Source organism: Aeribacillus sp. FSL K6-2833 (assembly GCF_037965815.1).
Classification (GTDB): domain Bacteria; phylum Bacillota; class Bacilli; order Bacillales; family Aeribacillaceae; genus Aeribacillus; species Aeribacillus composti.
The window spans coordinates 501,669-523,787 of sequence record NZ_CP150189.1; the positions used below are offsets into that span (position 1 = coordinate 501,669).

Consider the following 22,119-nt stretch of genomic DNA (forward strand, 5'->3'; position numbering starts at 1 on the left):
TTCGGCAGTCATATTTACGACACTTTTTCATTTGTATATACTACTTTACCATCCATGATTGTCATTTTTACTTCTGTAGAAGGAATATCCTCGATGGATATATCAAATAAGTTTTTATCTAATACGACAATATCAGCGAGCTTCCCAGGTTCTAATGTGCCGAGTTCGTTTTCTCTAAATGAACCATAAGCAGGTGTTGACGTATAATTTTTCAGTGCTTCTGATAATGAAATGCTTTCATTTTCTCCCCATTGCTTGCCTTTTAAATCCTTTCTAGCAACAGCATTATATATGCCAAGCATTGGATTTAATGAAACAACTGGAAAATCTGTACCAAATGCAATTACAGCTCCACTTTCTGAAATTGTATTAATTGGGAAGAAAAGGGGTTGCTGATTTTCTCCAACCATTGTTGTATAAGCTTCTTGCTCCATTAAAGCAATATGATATGGTTGAAAAGAAGCAATTATTCCTAACTCTGCAAACCGTTTCACATCGTCAGGATGCAATACTTCCACATGTTCAATCACATGTCTAAAATCTCTGATTTCATTTTCTTTTCTAGCTTCTTCAAAGGCGTCTAAAGCTAGGCGGACTGCGCCATTTCCAATTGCATGAAAGCGAATTTGGAATCCTTCTTTATCAGCTTGTTTCACTAATTGCTTGATTTTTTCAGGAGGTAAGGTGGTTCCCCCTTTCGTATCTGGCCGATCTTTATAAGAATAAAGCAAATAAGCTGTATGTCCCGTAACAACTCCATCGATAAACTGTTTTAAGCCTGTCATCCTTAATTTGCTAGATTGATATTTATTCTTTAATTGTTTAGCCTCGCTCAGATCCATTTTTAATTCAGGTGAAAAATGAATCCGTGCTGTAAGGAGTCCTTTCTTATCAAAATCCGAATAAACCTTTAAATCATCCAGTTGATTAGGGGCAATTTTCGCGGCAAATAAATCATGGACCGATGTAATCCCATATTTGGCCAATTTATTTAGCAATTCCTGGAAAAGTTCTGCCCGTTTTTCTTTTGAAAAGTTAAAGGCTGTTTCAGATACAAACCCAATTGCATGTTCAAAAAGAAGTCCGTTTAATTCACCGTCACTATCCTTGCCGATTTCCCCATAATCAGGATCAGGGGTATCTTTTGTTAGTTGAACGATTTCAATAGCTTTGCTATTAATCCATGCATAATGAACTTCGGTATTAAATAATAAAACAGGACGATCAGAAATATACATATCTAATATAGATTTATGTGGAAGCTGTTTATTTTTCCAATTTGTATGATCCCATCCAATCCCAAAAATCCATTCAGCGTCGGGCCTTGTTTCAGCATATTTTGCTACCATTTCTGCCACTTCTTCCGAAGATCTGGCATTATATAACTGTACACTTTCTTTCTGAAATATTATCCCCATCATTAAATGCATATGAAAATCATGGAATCCTGGAAGAATCAATTCCTGATCAAAATCATAAATAGCCGTATGTTTACCTGCGAATGATTTGGCCTCTTCTTTTGTGCCGATTGCCATGATTTTATTGCCTTTAATCGCAATAGAAGCCTTTTTTGGAGTATTTTCCAATCCCGTAAAAACATAATTACTTGATAGAATCATATCTGCCTTTTCCATCACACTCTCCCCCTTATAAGCGTTTACATTGTTACATCATCGATTTGGTCAACGGAAAGTTCTGGCGGTCTAGTAGTTAAGAATTTTGTTATATACAACAGGATAATAAAGCCGATTACAAACCATCCAAAACCGAGCAAGAGAGCTTTTGTATCCAAACTAGTCCAAAGCCATAAAGTAAAACATGCTCCAATGAAAGGTAAAATAAGATATTTTACTATATCGATGCCTTTTCTTTGTTTCCCTTTAATAAAATAATGGGCAACGACAGATAAATTAACAAAGGTAAAAGCAACTAGCGCCCCAAAATTTATTAAGGAAGAAGCCATGACAAGATCAATGAATAGTGCTGATAATGTAAATGCACTAACGATTAATACGTTTAAAGCTGGTGTCCGGAATTTAGGATGGATGTAACCAAAAATTTTCTTTGGAAGCACACCATCGCGTCCCATCCCGTAAAGAAGTCTAGAAACACTTGCATGGGAAGAAAGTCCAGAAGCGATTGCCCCAGTTATATATCCTGCTAGAAAGATAGACTGAAAGAGGTTTCCACCAATATACAAAGCAATTTCCAAAGCTGCAGAATCTGGATCTTGAAATGCTTGATAATTTGGAAACACAAGATGGCAAACATAGGAAACTAGTATAAATGTTGTTCCTCCTATTAATGCCACAAGAAAAATTGCTTTTGGTATTGTCTTTTTCGGATTAATAGTTTCTTCTGCAAAGGTTGTCACTGAATCAAACCCTAAAAAAGATAAACATAATATGGATGCCCCAGCCAAAACCAAGGAAAAAGGAACTTCTCCATTAAAAAAGGGAGAACTCATAAAGAATGTACCTGAACCTAATCCGTTACTTAATCCTTTTAATGATAGAAAAATAAATACTACAATAAGTAAGAATTGGCAGATAATAAGAAGCAAATTAACCTTTGTTGCCACTTTTACACCAATGATATTGACGATTGTAATTAGAAGGACAAAAAGAATCAGCCAGACGGAAAAAGGGACTTCAGGGAAATAGGCATTTAAATAAATACCTAACAATAAGCCGTTAATCATTGGCAGAAATAAATAGTCAAGTAAAATAACCCATCCAACAATAAATCCCAAATGGGAATTAATTCCCTTTTGAGTATAGGTATAGGATGAGCCGGAAACAGGAAAGGCTTTCACCATTTGCCCATAGCTATAAGCAGTAAATAACATTCCTATTAAGGCGACAATGTAAGCTGCAGGTACCATCCCATTTGTAATTTGTGCAACTACCCCATAAGTAGAAAAAACTGTGGTTGGTGCCATGTAAGCTAAACCAAATAACACTAAGGGAAACACAGTCAATGATCGCCTTAAATTGACATTCTCCATTATCGCTCCACCTTTCATATATTCTTAACCTATATATTGCAAGAATTATGCCGAGTAATATTTGGATAATTTATTAGATATAAAAAATTTAAAAAAATAAATTTATTTATCCTTGCATAATTGATGCAAAATTGAATAATTTTTTATTTTTTTGCAAGAGTGTGTAAGAAAGGTGGAAAAATTTCGGTTGTGTGAAGGGAGTTTATGTTTGAATAGTATTCGTTCTAATACTTAAACAATTTGTTTTATTTGGTATACTTGATGCTGTTGTTTTAAAAAAGAAAAAAATGATCAAACGATAACGATGATGTGGATGATTATTTAGATGTAAAGGATACATTCATTTTATATTTTGTTGATCAAATTTTTTAACGAGTACTTGAATTGGTGAAAGGATTGTTGGCTTCAAAATATTTTTCTGGCTTAGTTCACTTGCTCTTTGTATTCAGAAATCTTTAGTTTCCATTCCTTGCAGGGCTGTTTTCGTCGCCAAAAACCTCCTTAAAATTAGATTAGATTAGATTTGAGAAGACTCTCATGGCTTCTATTCTATAAATAAATAGAAATATTTAACATTTACGAACTGGGTGGGATATAAATTGATCAAGAGTGATTTGTTCATCTACTTCTGATCAGTTTTATCTGAACTAAGTGGGATATAAAGTTTTTCCACTAGAACCGAAATAAAAAGTAGATTTGTTTTATCACTAAGTTGGATTTAAATAAGAGGAACTTGAACGAATTCGTACAGGTTGAAAATGGTTGTATCTAAGTGGGATATCAAACCGCTAAGGCTAATTTAAGCGTTAATCATTTCATAAGCAGGCAACACGAATATAACGGAAAAGCTGGAGAAGAACAGTGCCTGCTTTCTTAATTTTTGTTTTATACTAGCTTGTATCAATGATGGTTTCCGTCTTCAAAGGACGGGTCAGTGCTTACTCTTTCTCATAAATCATTTGTACAAATGTGTGATTCTTTTTAATGAAAATATTTTTATAAAGGTTTAAAATGAAACATATGATAGTACTTTTGGAATAATACAGGTAAAATTGGCTATGTATGGATCAGAAACCGTTTTTGATTTAGGGGGAAATTCCAATGGTTTGAAAGAAGCGGTAAGACGGTAATGAATTTAAGTTTCTAAAAAGGAAAAATATTTTACTCTTTTGCTTAACATTCGACTTGCTTCATGTTGGGGATGCCATCAAAATTTTTTAAAACGGACAGATATTTCTTTAATTCAATTTGCCCGTAGTGGTTGTTTTTATATTTCAGTCGGTGCTCAAAATAGAAAGATTTTTGGTTATGCGGCAACTTAAGTGCTTTCTGGCTTACCTGCTTTCTTTTTAGTATTTTCCGGCTCTTTTGCAACAGCTATATTCAAATAGCTTCCTGCTTTGCCGCTTTCATTTTAGTGATTCCATACGTTCTTTGCCGATGTGTAACCTCCAACTAGAAAAAGAAAAAAAGTTACATAAGAAGGTACGAGGGGGATTATTATGATACGGATGTATAAAAATTTAAATATTGGCTGGAAATATTCAATTGGTTTGATCGTAACAGTGGGATTATTTATTATAGCGTCTATTATTATAGGAAACCAATTTTTTCAAATAAAAAACAACATTGAACAAATTGACCGTAGAGGAGAAAAGGCTGTACATATAACAGAAATGGCTTCGCTTTTCAGAGCTGCTGACATTCGAGTGGCCGATTATATAAATACAATGGATGAAAAAAACTTGCAAGAGTTTAATGATCGTATGCAGGAGTATGAAGACAAAAAGAAGGGAATAGAGTCTCAACTGGAGACTAAAAATCAACGGGATTTATTAGCAAAGATTGAAACAAACAAGGAAATGATTAATGATCTGTTTTTAAACCAGCTAGTTCCGGCTTTGAAGGGTGGAAACAAGGAAGAAATCGGCAAGTTAAGAGAACAAATCGCTGAATTGCGTACAGAAACAGTTGCTCAGCTAGATCAATTGACAAAGGCCGTAGATGAAGAACGCATTGTAGCTGTCAATCAAACATTCAATGTTATGCAGCACAGCCTACTCATATTGGTTTTATCTGTCCTTTTATCAATCGTTCTTGGGGTAACAGTTGTTTTCCTTATTACGCGGACGATAAGGAAAAATTTACTTGTAGCAGTAAAAATGGCGAATCAAATCGCAGACGGGAACCTGCAAGGTCATGCAGTCATTTATGACGGTAAAGACGAAATCGGCCAATTAATCAATGCTATGAATAAAATGAAAGGAAACTTGCATCAGATTATTGGACATATGACAAATGTTTCAGGCAATTTAAGCAAACAAAGCAGAACGCTGTCACAATATTCCGAAGAGGTTCAGCAAGGCAGCCAACAGATTGCTTCTACCATGCAGGAATTATCAAGCGGTGCTGAAGAACAAGCGAACTCTGCATCAGAGCTATTAGAACAGATGAATGAATTTGAATCGATCGTAACAAATGTGTTAAAAAATCAACAAGAAGTGCAGACATTTTCAGACTCCATGCTTACTCTGACGGAGGATGGCAGTCAGGCAATGATAAAATCAATCGAAAAAATGGAATCAATTGATGCGAAAATTCAAGGTTCACTCGCAATGGTAAAAGGGTTAGATACAAAAACAAACGATATTGCCAAATTAATTAACGTCATCCAAGAAATTGCCGATCAAACCAACCTTTTAGCGTTGAATGCTGCGATTGAGGCTGCGAGAGCAGGAGAACATGGAAAGGGTTTTGCAGTTGTCGCTGATGAAGTGCGCAAGCTTGCAGAACAGGTAGCTTCCTCTGTTTCGGAAATTACTTCTATCATTCAAGGCATTCAAACTGAATCTAAAAATGTTGTTATTTCATTAGAGGATGGCTATAGAAACGTAGCAGAAGGCACGGAAACTATTTCCAAAACAGGTGATATCTTTAATGAACTAAAAGAGACCATTAAAAAAGTCTCGCATAAAATTCGCGGTATGTCAGAATCGATTAACAGTGTTCTTGACAATACGAAAAAAATGGGAGAATCCATTGAAAGTATTGCATCTGTATCAGAAGAATCTGCAGCTGGAATAGAAGAGGTGACAGCTACTGCTGAACAGTCTAATTCTTCTATGAAGGAAGTAGCAAATTCAGCAAAACATTTGGATAAAGAAGCAATGGATTTTGATCGATTAATACAGCAGTTTAAAATTTAGTTAGTTTTTGAGATTGTATGTAACACACGTCTATTTTAAAAAATGAGGGCCATTTCAAACTTTGATAAATGTAAGTTTGAAATGGCTTTTTGTAATGCGTTTTGAAATGAATTTTTTAAGTTTCAAAATAATAATGACGGTGAAGTCCACAGCCTGGATTAAACTGCGCATTGCAGTTCGGGCATTGATATGCACTGTGCAAATACTCATTAATAGTCAATTCTTTCCCGCAATGGCCGCATAAAATCGCCTTCTCATCAAACAAGGCTTTGGGCCAAACTTGTGGATTTCCGCATCCCTCTTCCTCATGGCATTTATGACATGGATAATAAGTCTGGCAGCAATAAAATTTGATTGCAATAATATCCACATCTTTATGGTAATGCTTGCAACGAGATTGTCTGTCGACAACTTTACCTTTCACTTCTATTCCATTTATGTGCATTGGCTTTTCACCCCAGTTCAAAACGTCTTTATCATGTGCCACAAACAGAACGAAAAATCGTCATTTTTTTATATAAAAGTATAGCATAACTGTTTCTTTCAATTGTGCTTGGTTGTGATGACTTTGGGGGCTGTCTTAGAAAGTCAAATCGCCATTGAAAACAAAAAATCATAAACACCGATATATCAACGCTTCTAAAACATTAATGGGGGCGTCAATAAGCCGATTTTCTAAAAATAGATCAGTCTTTTCTTGATGATTTTGTGATATTGAGCAAAAACGATTATTTTAATGGCGCACAATATGGGCTTAGGGCATGCCGCAAAAGGACAAAGGTGCAACTCGAAATTTGGGAAGCGATGAGGTTCAAGCGAAATTCATAAAAGTGCAAGATTTAAAGCAGGTACCTAAATTGTTTCCTATGAAATGGAATGAAGAAAAAACTGTATGCAAAATTGTTTAAAGAAGGCTTGAAACGGGCAGGATTACATATTAAAATTCCTCTTTTTTAGGAATAACAGGATCGCTAAACATAAAAACAACAGTTTGTTTACCTTATCCCTTATTTTCGTCTTAAAATACAAAGCTTTGTTTGCGTGTTACATAATAATAGTATATAATAGTATTAAGTAACGTGGATTAAGGGGAATAACTATATGGAATATGTTGAAGCTCTAAGAGATATAAAACAAATCAATGCCATGAAAAGATATTTAAAAAAGCATTCAGAGCGAGATTATGTACTCTTTGTGTTTGGCATCAATACCGGTTTAAAGATCACAGAAATATTGGAAATAAAAGTAGGAGATGTTTTGGGGGATGACGGCTACATAAAGGATTTTTATCTGCTTCCACATAAAGAATCTAAAACGACTAAGGAAGTGTATCTCAACCAAAAAGTAAAAAGGGCGATTCTCCACTATATCCAATCGAGACAATTGAACCGCGAAGATTATTTATTCCAGTCCGCGAAAACGAAAAAGCCCATCACGCGTCAACAGGCTTACCGTATTATCCATCGTGCCGCAGAAGCGGTCGGCATACAAGGGAAAATTGGAACGAACTCTATGCGTAAAACCTTTGGATTTCATGCCTATAAACGAGGAGTCGCCATTTCTTTGCTTCAGAAATATTTTCACCATTCGTCTCCTTCTGAAACACTCAAATATCTAGGAATTTCGAAAGATGAAAAAATTAGAACGGAAATTGATGTAAACCTTTAATATTCAACAACCTTAATCCATTCATTTAAAACATTTATAGGGAGGAATTTTTGCATGAATATTAGAGAAAGTGAACTTCCGGGAATTGGATATAAGTTTGAAATTATTACAAAGAACCAAGATAAGCTTGTTATTGTCATCCATGATGATGGACGGAGAGAAATTTATCATTTTGATTCAGATGATCATGATGAGGTTTTAAGTACTGCCACATTTGATGACTCAGAAGCAAGACAAATTGCTGGAATTTTAGGCGGAATGGCATATAAACCTAAAGCATTAGAAACCGTTGACTTTGCGTTTGATGATTTAATTATTGAATGGTATCAAGTAGAACCTGGTGCACCTGTTGTGAATAAAACGATCGGTGAGATTGATATAAGAAACAATTATGGAGTTACGGTCATTGCTATTAAGAAAAAAAAGACAAAGAAGACACACAACCCAGGTCCAGATACGGTGATTGAGGCAGGCGATACATTAGTAATTTCAGGAGAACGAAACCAACTAAAACAACTAGTTAACAACTTATTATCGAACAAAGGAAAGGAGTGAGGTTTATAGATGGATCATTTAGTCTTTGAAGTTGGTACAGCACTTGTCCTTGTTGCAATTGCAGCTATTATCGCAAATAAGCTTAAATTTTCCATTATCCCTTTCCTGATTGTCCTAGGTATGCTTGTTGGCCCGCATGCCCCAACGATTGGGATTATCGACTTAACCTTTATTGAAAGCAAAGAAATTATCCAATTTTTAGGACGCATTGGTGTTCTGTTTTTGCTTTTTTATTTAGGTTTGGAATTTTCTGTTGGAAAATTGATGAAATCAGGCCGAAATATTGTGGTAGGCGGGAGTCTTTATGTAGCAATCAATTTTGTTTTAGGCCTTTTATATGGATTTATCGTCGGGATGCCATGGATGGAGACTCTTATTATTGCTGGGCTTGTCAGCGTGTCTTCCAGTGCAATCGTCGCCAAAGTCCTTGTTGATTTAAAAAGAACAGCAAATCCAGAAACAGAGTTAATCCTTGGGATCATCTTATTTGACGACATTTTCCTTGCTTTATTTTTAACCACAATGTCAGGTGTCTTGCTTGCCGGCTCTACTTCTGTCCTCGGTATCATTACCTCTGTTCTTATTTCGGTTGGCTATATGCTGCTGTTTTTTTTCATTGCACGAAAAGGTTCGCCTTTATTAAATAAATGGTTGAATATTAAATCTGACGAAATTTTCATTATTGTTATATTTGCTACATTGTTTTTTGTTGCTGGGTTTTCAGAAACCCTTCATGTTGCAGAAGCGATTGGCGCATTGCTGTTAGGTCTAGTTTTTTCAGAAACTGACTATCGAGACCGCATTGAACATATGGTAGTTCCGTTTAGAGATTTCTTTGGCGCAATCTTCTTTTTCAGCTTTGGATTGAGTATTGATCCATCAACATTAGCTGGTGCGATCTGGTTAGCTTTAGGCGCTGCCGCACTCACGATTGCTGGGAACTTTGTAGCTGGTATGATTTCGGGGAGGAAAGCGGGGCTATCCCATAAAGCTTCTACCAATATTGGTTTAACCATTATGGCTCGTGGAGAATTTTCGATCATTGTTGCAAATTTAGGGATTACAGCAGGATTAAATCCCATTTTAACTCCTTTTACTGCCCTTTATGTTCTCATTTTAGCGATCGTAGGACCGCTACTTGCGAAAGAAAGCAAAAATATTTACAAGTTTTTAAATAAGATTTTCAAATGGAGTAACACACCGGAAAAGAAAAAAATAAAAGTCCCAGGCGAGTAGCTCGCCAATGGGAAATTTTAAGCTCAATGAACATTATTATACACCAAAAACAGCTCTCAAGAAATATAGAAATAAAACGCGAAAAATGTACGTAAGCTGTTTTCAAAAATTTATTGAAAATGCAGGTTTTCTACTTAAAACAGAAAACCTGCATTTCCTTGTAAACTATTACTTTGCGTACAAAATTTCGCATTTTTTGTTTGCGTTTCTTTAACGTATGGATCGAAGCGGCTGAACAGAATGTGCATTTGCTTGTTGACAGTTTCGCTACATAAAATCATCATTGTTGTTGTTGTTTCAATGTACATTTCGAATTTGTTGCACCACTTTTAATTGACATCATTTTTTTATTGTAAAAGATAATGATTGACAATACTTAAAAATATTTTCCCTGAGACGAGAAGCGCACGCTCGTCAAAGTCAAAGCGGGGATGGTGATGAGGATAATGAGTTTTTGGATCGTCTCCTCTTGCACCGACATGAAAATAAACACCTGGTTTATGATTTAAGTAGTATGCAAAATCTTCTGCTCCCATTGACGGCTGATAATTATAAAAACAGTCAGATGCATACGTCTCGCTAATAATGGCTCGCAATTGTTCGGTTTCATTTCTAGGATTGATAACTGGAGGATAGCCGTTTAAATAATCAATTTCGTAGCTTGCGTGCGAAGCTTGGCATAGCCCTTGAACAATCGCTCTGATCTCTTCCTCAATTTGCTTCCTAACGTTTGGATTAAATGTTCTTACTGTCCCTTCTATTCTAGCGTTTTCTGCAATGACATTGAAAGCTGTTCCTGCTTGAAACACACCAACTGTCACAACAGCTGAATCTATCGGATTCACGCGTCTGCTGACAATTTGCTGCAAGTAGTTCACAATTTGGCTGCCGATGACAAGAGCATCTACTGTTTCATGCGGACGGGCCCCGTGGCCTCCTTTTCCTTTTATTTGAATCGTAAATGCATCGACAGCAGCCATAACGGGTCCTTCTCGTAAGCCTATTTTGCCGTACGGAATATCAGTGGAAACATGTGCGCCAAATACAAGGTCAACATCGTCCAGGCATCCATCTTCAATCATAAACTTGGCGCCGCCGGGCGGTTTTTCCTCCGCGTGCTGAAAGATGAATACGATGTTGCCTTTTAAACGGCTGCGGTCGATTTCACTTAATACTTTTGCAACCCCGAGGAGAGCTGCTGTATGCCCGTCGTGGCCGCATGCATGCATAACTCCTTTTACGGACGATCTGTAAGGAGAGTCGTTCTCTTCATGGATCGGAAGCGCATCAAAATCAGCGCGGAAGGCAATGGTTCTTCCTTCTTTTCCGCCCTTGATCATTCCGACAACTCCATTTCCACCGATTCCGGTCTTTACCTCAATCCCAAAGGAGGAAAGCTTCTCTGCAATAAATTTCGGTGTATTTTCCTCTTGAAAAGAAAGCTCAGGATGACGATGCAAATATCTTCTCCACGAAACCAATTGTTCGAAATTTTCCATTAAAGAACGATGAAGCTCCTTAATCATTTTCGCACCTTCTTTCAAAAATAATGATCCTTTTTTTCGATTAAAAGCTGTTAAATCATCATCAGAAATATGAAGTATCTAGTAGTCTAGCTGGGAAGAGAAGTAAGCTGAGTTTTAAGATCAAAATAAACTCTTTAGCAGCGTTAGATAAAACTCGTCTTTACTTCTAATCCAACTAAAAAAGGCTTCATCACGTATTATTTTCTTTAAATTTTTTTAATATTTCGCCTTCTTTAGAAGTACGAAAACTGCTTTTTCAGGTATGGTTAAATATTTTAATCACCAATTCTTTATTAAACCTATACAATATATTGCAATTACTTAATATTCATTTTACCTCCCTTTTTTTGTCACACCAAGTAAAATTTTTCATTTATTTATACTCAAGTTTGACACCATTTCACTACATGTGGATAACTAAAGGTGATTATACCAATAGTTATCCACTTTTTTTATCGAAAATATAATCATTATGTAGTGTTATGTGGATAACTTTTGTATATCCAATAATATGTAATATATGTTATACTATTAGTGCTATGTATATTCGAATTAATAAGCAAAAAAATAAAAATGGTTCTGTTCGTCAATATCTACAAATATGTCGTACATTTCGTGTAGACAATAAAGTTCGGCAACAAACGCTTTGTAATCTAGGGAGGTTAGAACATTTATTAGAGAATGGCTCTGTCGATAACATAATCGAGGGATTAGCCAAATTTTCAGAGCGTTACTTTGACCGAATTCACGGGCAAGGCTCTTCCTCTTCTGTCTCCGTGCTTTGGACAAAAGAGTTTGGGCCGGTTTATCTGTTCCGAAAGGTATGGGAAAAGTTAGGGCTTGGTCGGCTATTACGTAAAATCACGGATGATTCCGAGGCTGCTTCTCGGTATGACGAAGCCATTTTTGCCATGGTGTTAAACCGTCTCATGGATCCCAATAGTAAGCATTATATCTTCAAACAATGGATCGACACGATTTATGCAGAAGGTCTTTCAGACATCCAACTCCATCACTACTATCGTGCATTAGACTTCTTAAGTGAACAAAAAGAAAAAATTGAGGAACAACTTTATGGACATTTAACCGATTTAACCTCATTAGAAGTAGATATCGTGTTTTACGACACGACAAGCACCTATTTCGAAGGAGAGGAAGCAGACGAACTGCTGGCTCACTATGGTTACTCCAAAGATCATCGTGGAGATCGAAAACAAGTCGTGATTGGCTTATTAATGACCAAAACAGGGATTCCGATTGGACATCAAGTCTTCCCTGGAAACATGCATGATACGAAGACATTTGGCATGGTGGTTGGAGACCTGAAGAAGCGCTATCCTATTCAGAAAGTCATTCTAGTGGGAGACCGCGGAATGGTTAGTGAAGCCAACTTAGATCAAATTCGTGAACTGGGCATGGAATATATTGTGGGTGTCAAATTACGAAAGTCGAAGAAAGCCCAAGAGCTATTATCCATCCGTGGGCCATATAAGAAGGTTCTCCCGAATCTAAAAGTGAAGTCAAAGAAAATCGATGGCGAAACGTATGTACTCTGTTACAATCCGGACGCTGAAGAACGTGATCGAGCGAGTCGTCAAGTCGTGTTAGAAAACCTTCAATCGAAGCTTGATGAACTCGGTCCATCTGGACTCGTCAAAAACCGTGCGTATTCCAAGTTTTTAACGATAGAAAAAGCATCGGCCAAAATTGATGAAGAGAAGGTATCCAATGACGAAAAGTTTGACGGAAAGTACGCCATTCGGACCAACTCGTCATTAACGGATGAAGAGGCAGCACTTGCCTATAAAGAGTTGTGGAGAGTGGAACAAGCCTTTCGTAACCTGAAGTCGAATCTAGAACTTCGCCCGATGTACCATCGAGTGGAATCTCGTATTCGAGGCCATATCATGGTTTGTTTCCTTGCGCTTGTCATGGAATCCTTTTTGGCCTATAAGCTAAAAGAAATAGGATGCCAAACAAGTGTAAAGGATATTTTGCATGATGTAAGCCAGATGAAGGCCTCGAAAATACGCGTGAATGGTGAAGAGCAAATCGTTCGTACAGAATTACAAGGTCAAGCAAATCTAGCATTTGAAGCACTTGTCACACAAGCGCCTCCTAGAGTATTAGAAAAAAACACGTGCCACTAACAAGTGTAGTGGTACGTGTTGTGGGTAAAGTCCAAAACACCAGTATTTTCGGGCTTTTCTTTAGTGTACTCTGTCAAACTTGAGTTATATTTTACAGAACCATTTAAGAATGTATTCGCTGCCTCTATATAGAACTCTAGTAGAAACAAAAGAGGTTAACTCATGAAAAGTTCGCTATTGCTCAAAACGAAAGAACCAAGCTGGAAAAGGGATATAAAGAAAGCGCCATAAAAATAATCGAACAACCAGAACGTTCGAACATAAAAATGATCTGTCCTTTTCCTAAAGCGAGAAATGTAATATTCGATGATTGGTTTTTAAAAACAACAAAAATTATTTTATTCGTCCGGATTAGTACCATCAGATAAGGTGCCATCTTCTTTTCCGGGTTTCTACCATTTTTAAATTGTACATTCCAGAGTGGTTTAATAATTAATTCTTCTTTTCTAGAATATAATGTATCTCTAATTCTTCAAGATCCAATACTACTGTTTTTTCTTTGGCAACCATCATACTTTCAGCAAATGATCGAAAATATTCACCCCAACTTATTTTGACATCATTCCATTTTTTACCTCATTAACAATCCAGCGGTTGTTTTTGAAAAACCGTTTTTACCTGACGTTTAGTTCATCTATACGCAAATTTGCTGAATTCTCCTTTGATTTTTAAGTATTTTTAACATTGTTATTTAATTTTCGTAATTTTATAATGAGCGTGTAAATAATTTTCATTATTCTGATAAATGAAAACGCTTTTTTATGCGCTAACGCATCAGAAATATTTGATACATGCAAAGGAACTGCTGGAATACCTAAATGTTTAGAGGAGTGAATAAAATGAAAGATATCGTTTTGCTGGAAGGAGCAAGAACGGCATTTGCTGAAATATCTGGATCATTTCGAAACACTACTGCGACTGATTTAGGTGCATTTGCGGCTAAAGAAGCTATTCGAAAATCTAATATTTCGCCTGATGAAATTGATCATGTTGTGTTTGGAAACGTTCAGCAATCAAGTAGAGATGCACACATTTTAGCAAGACATGTTGGATTAAAAGCCGGCACCCCGATTGAAGTTCCTGCCGTAACGATTAATCGTTTATGCGGGACGGGGATTGAAGCAATCTTAACAGGCGCCCGCTACATTTTAACGGGAGAAGCAAATGTTGTGCTGGCTGGCGGCACGGAAAATATGAGTCAAGTACCGCATGTCATTCGCGGTATGAGATGGGGAAGTCCTCTAGGTTCGCCTGTTGTAGAAGACTGGTTATGGGATGGACTATATGATACGTATGGCGGCTGCACAATGGCTGAAACAGCTGAAAATTTAGCTGTCAAATATAATTTAACGAGGGAAGAAATTGACCGTCATGCTTTATCTAGCCATGAGCGTGCGATTGCAGCGAGAGAAAAAGGGTATTTTAAAGAAGAAATTGTACCGGTTACTGTGAAAGGGAAAAAAGGAGACATCATTATTGATCAAGATGAACATATCCGCCATACGAGCATGGAGCAGCTTAGTAAATTAAAGCCTAGATTTATTGAAAATGGTGTTGTCACGCCGGGAAATGCAAGCGGTATGGTTGATGGAGCAGCAGCTGTTGTCATTGCATCAAGTGATTATGCAGAAGAAAAGGGGTTAAAACCGATTGCCCGCCTTGTTTCCTGGGATGTTGTAGGAGTAGAACCGAAGTATATGGGGATCGGTCCGGTTCCTGCTATTCAAAATGCATTAAAGAAAGCAAATTTAACGATTTCTGATTTGGACTTAATTGAAATCAATGAAGCTTTCTCTGCTCAATATTTAGCATGCCAAAAAGAATTAGGCTTTGATCTTGAAATAGGAAATGTAAATGGGGGAGCCGTTGCGCTAGGACATCCTCTTGCTGCAAGCGGAACAAGAATCACGACAACTCTTATTTATGAATTAAAAAGGCGAAACAAAAAATATGGCGCTGTATCTGCATGTATTGGCGGAGGACAAGGAATCGCCGCTGTTTGGGAAGCGCTGTAAATCCGCAGAAAAAATTGAATGTTTCGGCTACACGAGAAAATAACGGGTTAAATATATTGGCGGATCAAGCCTTATTTGTTTCCATTCGGCAAGGGGATTTCAAAAGAAAAATGGGGCAACTGTATCGGAATGTCAACTGCTGATGCAGAACATATTATTGAAGCAGTCTCTGCAACTTTTTTGATTATAAGAGAGTTGATGATAAATAAAAAGGTATGAAATGTTCAGCTGCTGTTGAAGCTGCCTTTTAATTCCGGCTTGGAAAATCTATTTTGAATGAAAAAGCCTCTAGACTTATGAACTTCGTCTAGAGGCTTTCTATTTTATGATGCGGATTGCTTTAAATATGTTTCTCCTTCAGGTTTTGCCCGTTTGATAAAGAAAGTGAGAACGAGGGCGATCAGTGCAATTAACAATGATATTTTGAAAGAAAAGTTGATTCCATTCAGCATTGCCTCATTCATAATATCGGCCATTTTAGCTGGATCACCCGCTGCGGCTTGAGCCAATCGCTCCGCCTCCGACTCCGTTTTATTTTGCATGAGCGTGACAAGCAGCGCTGAACCAGCAGCTCCTGAAACTTGCTGCAACGTGTTGTTCATCGCTGTAGCGTGCGGGTTCATAGTTTGCGGCAGCTGATTGATTCCGTTTGCCATGACGGGCATCATCACCATCGACATTCCCAACATTCTTAATGAGTACATAAGCATTAAAAAGCTGTAGGATGTATCCATTGCTAAGTGGCTGAATTCGTATGTTGTAAAAATGGTAATAGATAAGCCGATAATGGCGAGCGCTCTAGCGCCAAATTTATCAAAAAGCCTTCCTGTTATCGGCGACATAATTCCCATGATGATTGCTCCCGGCAGCATTAAAAGTCCGGAATCAAAAGGTGAAATCCCGCGAATTGTCTGAATATATATTGGCATAAGCAGCATCGCTGAGAACATCGTCATCGAAAGAACGATCGAAATTGCGGATGATAAGGCGAACATCGGATATTTATAAATTCGAAATTGCAAAAGAGGCTCTTCCATTTTTAATTGCCGCACAATAAACAAGACTAAGCTGATCGTTCCGACAATAATGGTTCCATATACCTGAACGGAATCCCAGCCTTTTTCCCCGGCGGAGCTAAACCCGTATAAAATGCCGCCAAACCCGATGCTTGATAAGATGAGCGATAAAATATCCAAAGATATTTGTTTTTGCGGCAAAATGTTTTTTAATTTAAAGATTGCAAGGATGAGTGTGAGAGCAGCGATCGGAATAACGATGTCAAACAGTGTGCGCCATGAATAATGCTCAACAATCCATCCGGATAGCGTTGGTCCTATCGCTGGCGCAGTGATCATCACTAGTCCAAAAAATCCCATTGCTGTGCCGCGTCGTTCAACAGGAAAAGCGACAAGCATGACATTCATTAATAAGGGAGCCATGATCGCTGAACCGGCCGCTTGAAACATTCTTGCAACCAATAACACGCCGAATGTCGGCGAAAGTGAAGCTAACACCGTACCGGCTGTAAACAAGCCCATTGCTGTAATATATAGTTGGCGATTCGTAAACTTTTGCAACAAGAACGCGCTGGCAGGAATTAAAATCCCATTAATCAACATGTAGCCTGTTGACAGCCATTGCGCAGATGAAGGGGATATTTCAAAATCCTTCATAATGGATGGTAGTGCAACATTTAGAAACGTTTCGTTAACAAAAGACACAAATGCACCAACAAATAAAATGGCAATCATCCCATAAGGCGGTTTGTTTAATGTTTCATGATTAGTCAAGTGAGAATCCTCCTTGTACTTATAGTATATTATTTTATACTGTTGTTATAAAAGATAATAATAATATATACTGATAGTATAAAAAAATCAACAATAACTTTTATTTTTGAGTTCAATCATAAAGGATGTGCAGTCAAATTGAACGATCGAAAAAGACAAGTAATGGAAGCGGCGCATACTCTTTTTGTTGAAAAGGGATTTGTGAGAACATCAGTTCAAGATATTTTAGATAAAAGCGGGATATCGAAAGGGACATTTTATAATTATTTCTCATCGAAAAAAGAACTTTTAATTAGTATTTTTGAAAAGATTAAAATGGAAACAGATCAGCGGAGAATAGAAGTGTTGGCTGGCAGGCAAGCAAACGATAAAAACGCGTTTATCGAGCAAATTCAAGTCAAGATGGAAATCAGTAAAGAAAATAAACTATTCGCTCTGTTTTATGGTGTGCTGATGTCAGAAGATGAAGAGCTTAAAGGATTGGTGCAGCAGTATCATTTTGATGAACTTTGCTGGGCACAGAAGAGGATTGCAGAAGTATTCGGGGAACAAGTACGTCCGTATTCGGTTGATTTGGCTGTGTTGTTGTATGGAATGGTTCAAAACGCCATTCATTTCGCTGTCACTGCCGGAGCAGAAATAGAAATTAACAGCATAATCGCTTATTCGTTGAGAAGAATTGAAAAAATAGCGGAAAATGTTGTGAAAACGAAGGATCAGCTATTTGATCCGGATATAGTAGAAAGGCTGGAGCCGGAAGAGGCTTTGAATCGGAAAAAGAAAAAGGAATCCCTTTTCAATCAAATTGATAAAATTAAAAAATCGGCAGATGAGGAGCAAAAGGAATTGCTATCCTTTCTAAAGGAAGAATTGCAATCTTCTGTTCCGCGGCGAGCGCTGATTTACGCGGTGATGTCCCAAGTTGATCAGAAGAAAAAGCTTGAGCATTTGGTCGATGAGGTGCTAAGATTTAATACTTAAAGGTCTATAAAAGGCTGAATCGTTTTGCCATTCACTTACCAAAAGACTTGGATATAATAATAGGAAATGAAGTTTATTGGAGAGATTAGCGTGCAATTAAATTCCAACAAGATTATTGAAGCCTGTTTGCTAGCTGGTAAAATTATGCTTGAAAATGGAGCGGAAACGTACCGCGTTGAGGATACGATGCAGAGGATGGCTACATCCCTTGGTATAAAGCAGTCTCATTGTTTTGCTATGCCCACTGGAATTATATTTTCCATTGACGAAATGGAACAGACAAAACTTGTACGTGTGCTGGAACGGACAATAGATTTAAATAAAGTTGCGATGGTGAACAACATTTCTAGAAGGATGGCGCAGGGTGAAATATCTGTTGATGAAGCTTTACTGGAACTGAAGCAAATAGACGAATCAAAACCTGAATATCCAGTTTGGCTGCAATTGACCTCTGTTTCCATCTTGAGCGGCTGGTTTTTAATCATGTTTCAAGGAAAGTGGGCAGATTTTGTTCCTGCCATGATTTCAGGCGGTTTAGGTTTTACATTTTTAGTTTATGTTCATCGTTTTGCTAAAATTAAATTTTTTTCAGAGTTCTTAGCATCGTTTGTCATTGGATTTACAGCCATTTGGCAGGTGAAGCTGGGCATCGGGATAGATTTAGATAAAATTATTATCGGTTCTGTCATGCCGCTTGTACCGGGGCTGCATATCACAAATGCTGTCCGCGATTTGATGGCAGGACATTTAGTGGCTGGATTATCAAAGGGAGCTGAAGCGTTTTTAACAGCTTTTGCGATCGGGTCAGGAATTGCCATTGTTTTATCGATTTATTAATTGAAAGGATTGTTGTCATGCTGTCACAACTTGCAGCAAGCTTTATTGCAGCATTTGCATTTGGAATTATTTTTAATGTACCAAAAAAGACGTTATTTGCATGTGGAATTGCGGGAGCAGTTGGATGGCTTTCGTATTTATTCTTGATTCATTTTAAGATGGATTTAATTATCGCTGCATTTATATCAGCGCTTCTTGTTGCCTTCATTAGTCACTTGTTTACGAAAATGTATAAAGCGCCGATCATCATTTTTTCTGTTCCAGGTATTATTCCGCTTGTCCCAGGAGGGATTGCGTATGATGCCATGCGCCATGTAGTCGAGCAAGACTATTTTACGGCGATTGAACTAGCAGCTAAAGCTTTTATCATATCAGGAGCTATCGCCATGGGACTAGTGTTTTCCGAAGTATTGAATCGGATGATTATGAAAATTATTCGGTAGTAGCTCTTTTCAATTGGTTGACGTGTGTTTGTCGCTTAGGAAACAAATTTTTATACATGTCAACTCTCATAGTCTCGCTGACCAGACTATGCATTTTGAGGTGGGGAATCGTTCATTTCAACTTGATTTTTGAGGTGGGTAGTAGCTCGTTTCAATTAGTTTGCCGGTACATTTGTCGTCTAGGCACGAATTTTATACATACTAGCTTTCATAGGACACGCTGGCTAGGCTATGCTTTTAAGGTGGACAATCGCTCATTTCAACTTGATTTTCCGAAGTATTTGTCGTCTAAGAAACAAATTTTTATACATACTAGCTTTCATAGACACGCTGACCGGACTATGCTTTTTGAAGTGTGCAATAGCTCTTTTTCAACTAAATGTCGGTGTTCGCTGATCTGATTATACTTTTTGAGGTGAGCAGCCATGCTTTATCAAGTTTTTGTGTATGGAACGTTGTTAGTCGGGGAAGCAAATCATCATGTTGTAGAGCCTTATTTAATCTCTTGCGAAAGAGGACATGTGAAAGGACGCCTATATGATGTAGGAGATTATCCAGCGCTTGTCCTTGATGAAGGTGAAGATGAAGTTGCCGGTGAATGGTTCATTGTAACAGAAGAAGGATTGAGGCAAATGGATTTGCTGGAGGATTTTATAGAAGGGCGGCCGAATAATGAGTATGAGCGCGTTTGGGTCAAGGATAGCCGGCAAAATATAGAAGGTTTTGTTTACGTATATTCCTTGGAAAAAGCGCAGCATCTTCCTATCATATATTCCAATTCATGGAGAGAGCATCGGAGAAATCAAAAGTAAAAGGCTGATTCAACACATTGCTTTTCAGCGATGTTGAGTCAGCCTTCTTTGTATAGTTTTAGTATTGATTGTGAATGATGAATATGTTTTCTTGTTCATTACATTTGATTGACGGGATTGTGGCATTAGCCCACAACTTCCTGAAAGTAGCCGGCATCCGCCAGCTACTTTCAGATAAAAATCGAAAAAATATAAAAGCAAGTGGAGAGAAACGAATTGTTTTTCTCCACTTGCTTCATTTTAGGGACTTATCGGACAGCCCCGGTGTTTAAACAGGCAGAATGAACCATCCTGCTTACATTATTTCAATTTGATGAGCTGTTCATATTTTTCAAGAATTAGTTTTGTTAACGGGTCGTTTTCGTCAAGCTGGCTGTACTGCTTCAAAGCTGCAGCTGCTCCTTTTGTTTTAATGATTTCTTGCAATTCGACTGCCTCTTGGTCTTCTTTATAGTCAAACAATAGCGCAGCTGCTACGGCTGTTGCGAGATTTTCAGGTTTTTGACCGAATTCCATTAATCTTTTTGCTGGTAAAATTAATCGGTCGTTTGCGCCAAGCTTGCGAATAGGCGATCTGGCTACTCTAGTGACATTATCGGAAATTTGTTTGTTTTCAAATCTAGAGATAATCTTATCGATATATTTTTGATGCTCGGAACGATCAAAATGATAAGTTTTCGCCAGCATGTCGCCGGTTTCAGCTAGCGCGCCTTCTAAAATTGGGCGGACAAACGGGTCCAATACAGCTTTGTCGATTGTTTCTATATTTTTGAAATAGCCTAAATAAGCTGCAGTAGCATGTCCAGTGTTGACAGTAAATAGCTTGCGCTCAATATATGGATTTAAGTCGTCAACATAGGTGATTCCTTGAATATTTGGCAAGCTTCCTTTTATGTCTGTTTTTTCCACGACCCATTCAAAAAATGGTTCAACAGAAACTTTTAAAGGGTCCTCGTGGGTTTGTAATGGAACGATGCGGTCGACAGCTGCATTAGGAAAGCCAACATATTGATCCAATTTTTGTTTTTCTTCATCTGTAAGCGATTTGCGCACTTCTTCTTTTAATAATTGGCTGCCGCCGATCATATTTTCACATGCAATAATGTTTAAAGGCTGGACTGACTGTTTAAATCGTTCCTTAAGTCCTGAAGCGATTGTCGGTGCAATGATTTTTAAAATATTTGGACCGACAGCCGTTGTAATTAAGTCAGCTTGGCAAATGAGATCGATAACTTTGTCAGTTTGTTTTGCACTGTTAATTCCTTTTACACCTGTGACGGTGATTGTTTCTTTTTTTTCGCTGGCTAATTCGATGATATAACTTCCTCTTTTATTTAGCTCAGAGATTAGATTTTCATTCACGTCAAGAAAATATATTTCATAGTTAGCTTGATTTAGAAGAGCGCCGATGAATCCTCTTCCTATATTTCCAGCGCCGAACTGCAAAGCGATCATGTTTATTCCACCTCATTGAATAAATTGATTAATTCTTCTTTGGTTGCTGCATTGATTATACGGTCAACATTTTCTTCCTCTGAGCAAAGGATGGCGATTTTCGACAAGAGCTCCAAATGTTCGTTGTCTTTTCCGGCAATTCCGAACACTACTTTAGCAATGTTGCCTTCTCCATATTCTACGCCTTCAGGAATTTGAATAATGGAAATACCTGATGTTAAAATGTCTTTTTTTCCTTCGTCTGTTCCGTGTGGAATAGCTATATGGTTCCCCATATATGTGGAAGTGATTCGCTCTCTTTCAAGCATTTTAGTGATATAGTGTTCATTCACATACCCGTTTTCAACAAGTACCTTTCCGGCTAATTTAATAGCTTCCTCCTGATTGGACACCTTTGCATTTAAAACAATGTTGTCAGTTGTTAGTATTGGCTTCATC

The 22,119-nt window shown here is 37.5% G+C and carries 18 protein-coding genes; 11 read left to right on the forward strand and 7 right to left on the reverse strand.

Features of this window, described 5'->3' with window-relative positions; translation table 11 throughout:
* Positions 1 to 14 precede the first annotated feature (14 nt).
* Both NSQ94_RS02580 and NSQ94_RS02585 read right to left on the reverse strand, forming a co-directional pair.
* Positions 15 to 1,634, reverse strand: coding sequence for an amidohydrolase (locus NSQ94_RS02580; RefSeq protein WP_339193382.1), 1,620 nt, complete (start codon positions 1,632 to 1,634; stop codon positions 15 to 17).
* Positions 1,635 to 1,657: 23 nt separating this feature from the next.
* Positions 1,658 to 3,010 (reverse strand): amino acid permease, encoded by a 1,353-nt coding sequence (locus NSQ94_RS02585; protein ID WP_339195838.1) that lies wholly within the window; start codon positions 3,008 to 3,010, stop codon positions 1,658 to 1,660.
* A 1,499-nt stretch (positions 3,011 to 4,509) separates the two neighbouring features.
* On the opposite strand from NSQ94_RS02585, the gene NSQ94_RS02590 reads away from it, so the two are divergent.
* Positions 4,510 to 6,213: a methyl-accepting chemotaxis protein gene (locus NSQ94_RS02590; RefSeq protein WP_339193381.1), complete on the forward strand. Its 1,704-nt coding sequence runs from the start codon at positions 4,510 to 4,512 to the stop codon at positions 6,211 to 6,213.
* Positions 6,214 to 6,328: 115 nt separating this feature from the next.
* On the opposite strand, the gene NSQ94_RS02595 is transcribed toward NSQ94_RS02590, so the two are convergent.
* On the reverse strand, positions 6,329 to 6,658 hold the full coding sequence (locus tag NSQ94_RS02595; protein ID WP_066250083.1) for a CHY zinc finger protein: 330 nt from the start codon (positions 6,656 to 6,658) through the stop codon (positions 6,329 to 6,331).
* A gap of 656 nt (positions 6,659 to 7,314) precedes the next feature.
* Between NSQ94_RS02595 and NSQ94_RS02600 the strand changes: the two genes are divergently transcribed.
* The 3 genes from NSQ94_RS02600 to NSQ94_RS02610 are packed head-to-tail and all read left to right on the forward strand — an operon-like array spanning position 7,315 to position 9,672.
* Positions 7,315 to 7,881: a tyrosine-type recombinase/integrase gene (locus NSQ94_RS02600; RefSeq protein ID WP_130157422.1), complete on the forward strand. Its 567-nt coding sequence runs from the start codon at positions 7,315 to 7,317 to the stop codon at positions 7,879 to 7,881.
* Positions 7,882 to 7,935: 54 nt separating this feature from the next.
* Complete coding sequence (locus NSQ94_RS02605) at positions 7,936 to 8,436, forward strand: cation:proton antiporter regulatory subunit (RefSeq protein WP_066250077.1); 501 nt, start codon at positions 7,936 to 7,938, stop codon at positions 8,434 to 8,436.
* Between the two features lie 9 nt (positions 8,437 to 8,445).
* A complete protein-coding gene (locus NSQ94_RS02610; RefSeq protein ID WP_144598418.1) occupies positions 8,446 to 9,672 on the forward strand; it encodes a cation:proton antiporter in 1,227 nt (408 codons plus the stop codon).
* Positions 9,673 to 10,019: 347 nt separating this feature from the next.
* Here NSQ94_RS02610 and NSQ94_RS02615 read toward each other — a convergent pair whose 3' ends face one another.
* Entirely contained in the window at positions 10,020 to 11,198 is a 1,179-nt protein-coding gene (locus tag NSQ94_RS02615; RefSeq protein ID WP_144598417.1) for a M20 family metallopeptidase, read from the reverse strand.
* A 539-nt stretch (positions 11,199 to 11,737) separates the two neighbouring features.
* Between NSQ94_RS02615 and NSQ94_RS02620 the strand changes: the two genes are divergently transcribed.
* On the forward strand, positions 11,738 to 13,348 hold the full coding sequence (locus NSQ94_RS02620) for an IS1634 family transposase (protein ID WP_339229715.1): 1,611 nt from the start codon (positions 11,738 to 11,740) through the stop codon (positions 13,346 to 13,348).
* Between the two features lie 839 nt (positions 13,349 to 14,187).
* Positions 14,188 to 15,363 carry an acetyl-CoA C-acetyltransferase gene (locus tag NSQ94_RS02625; RefSeq protein WP_063386832.1) on the forward strand — a complete coding sequence of 392 codons (1,176 nt, stop codon included), beginning with the start codon at positions 14,188 to 14,190 and terminating at the stop codon, positions 15,361 to 15,363.
* A 323-nt stretch (positions 15,364 to 15,686) separates the two neighbouring features.
* Here NSQ94_RS02625 and NSQ94_RS02630 read toward each other — a convergent pair whose 3' ends face one another.
* Positions 15,687 to 17,114, reverse strand: a complete 1,428-nt coding sequence (locus tag NSQ94_RS02630) for a DHA2 family efflux MFS transporter permease subunit (protein ID WP_339195835.1) — start codon at positions 17,112 to 17,114, stop codon at positions 15,687 to 15,689.
* A 177-nt stretch (positions 17,115 to 17,291) separates the two neighbouring features.
* On the opposite strand from NSQ94_RS02630, the gene NSQ94_RS02635 reads away from it, so the two are divergent.
* The 5 genes from NSQ94_RS02635 to NSQ94_RS02655 all read left to right on the forward strand — a co-directional run bounded on the left by NSQ94_RS02635 (position 17,292) and on the right by NSQ94_RS02655 (position 20,498).
* Entirely contained in the window at positions 17,292 to 18,134 is an 843-nt protein-coding gene (locus NSQ94_RS02635; RefSeq protein WP_130157426.1) for a TetR/AcrR family transcriptional regulator, read from the forward strand.
* Between the two features lie 144 nt (positions 18,135 to 18,278).
* On the forward strand, positions 18,279 to 18,971 hold the full coding sequence (locus NSQ94_RS02640; RefSeq protein ID WP_339195832.1) for a threonine/serine exporter family protein: 693 nt from the start codon (positions 18,279 to 18,281) through the stop codon (positions 18,969 to 18,971).
* A gap of 17 nt (positions 18,972 to 18,988) precedes the next feature.
* Entirely contained in the window at positions 18,989 to 19,414 is a 426-nt protein-coding gene (locus tag NSQ94_RS02645) for a threonine/serine exporter family protein (RefSeq protein WP_063386829.1), read from the forward strand.
* Positions 19,415 to 19,839: 425 nt separating this feature from the next.
* Entirely contained in the window at positions 19,840 to 20,226 is a 387-nt protein-coding gene (locus tag NSQ94_RS02650) for a gamma-glutamylcyclotransferase family protein (protein ID WP_311066542.1), read from the forward strand.
* A 74-nt stretch (positions 20,227 to 20,300) separates the two neighbouring features.
* Positions 20,301 to 20,498: a hypothetical protein gene (locus NSQ94_RS02655; RefSeq protein ID WP_339230037.1), complete on the forward strand. Its 198-nt coding sequence runs from the start codon at positions 20,301 to 20,303 to the stop codon at positions 20,496 to 20,498.
* 28 nt (positions 20,499 to 20,526) lie between these two features.
* On the opposite strand, the gene NSQ94_RS02660 is transcribed toward NSQ94_RS02655, so the two are convergent.
* Together NSQ94_RS02660 and NSQ94_RS02665 are read right to left on the reverse strand one after the other, a co-directional pair.
* A complete protein-coding gene (locus tag NSQ94_RS02660) occupies positions 20,527 to 21,681 on the reverse strand; it encodes a mannitol-1-phosphate 5-dehydrogenase (protein WP_063386827.1) in 1,155 nt (384 codons plus the stop codon).
* Positions 21,682 to 21,683: 2 nt separating this feature from the next.
* The gene (locus NSQ94_RS02665; RefSeq protein WP_144598413.1) at positions 21,684 to 22,118 is read right to left on the reverse strand and encodes a PTS sugar transporter subunit IIA; all 435 of its coding nucleotides are present in this window, start codon (positions 22,116 to 22,118) and stop codon (positions 21,684 to 21,686) included.
* Position 22,119: the final 1 nt, after the last annotated feature.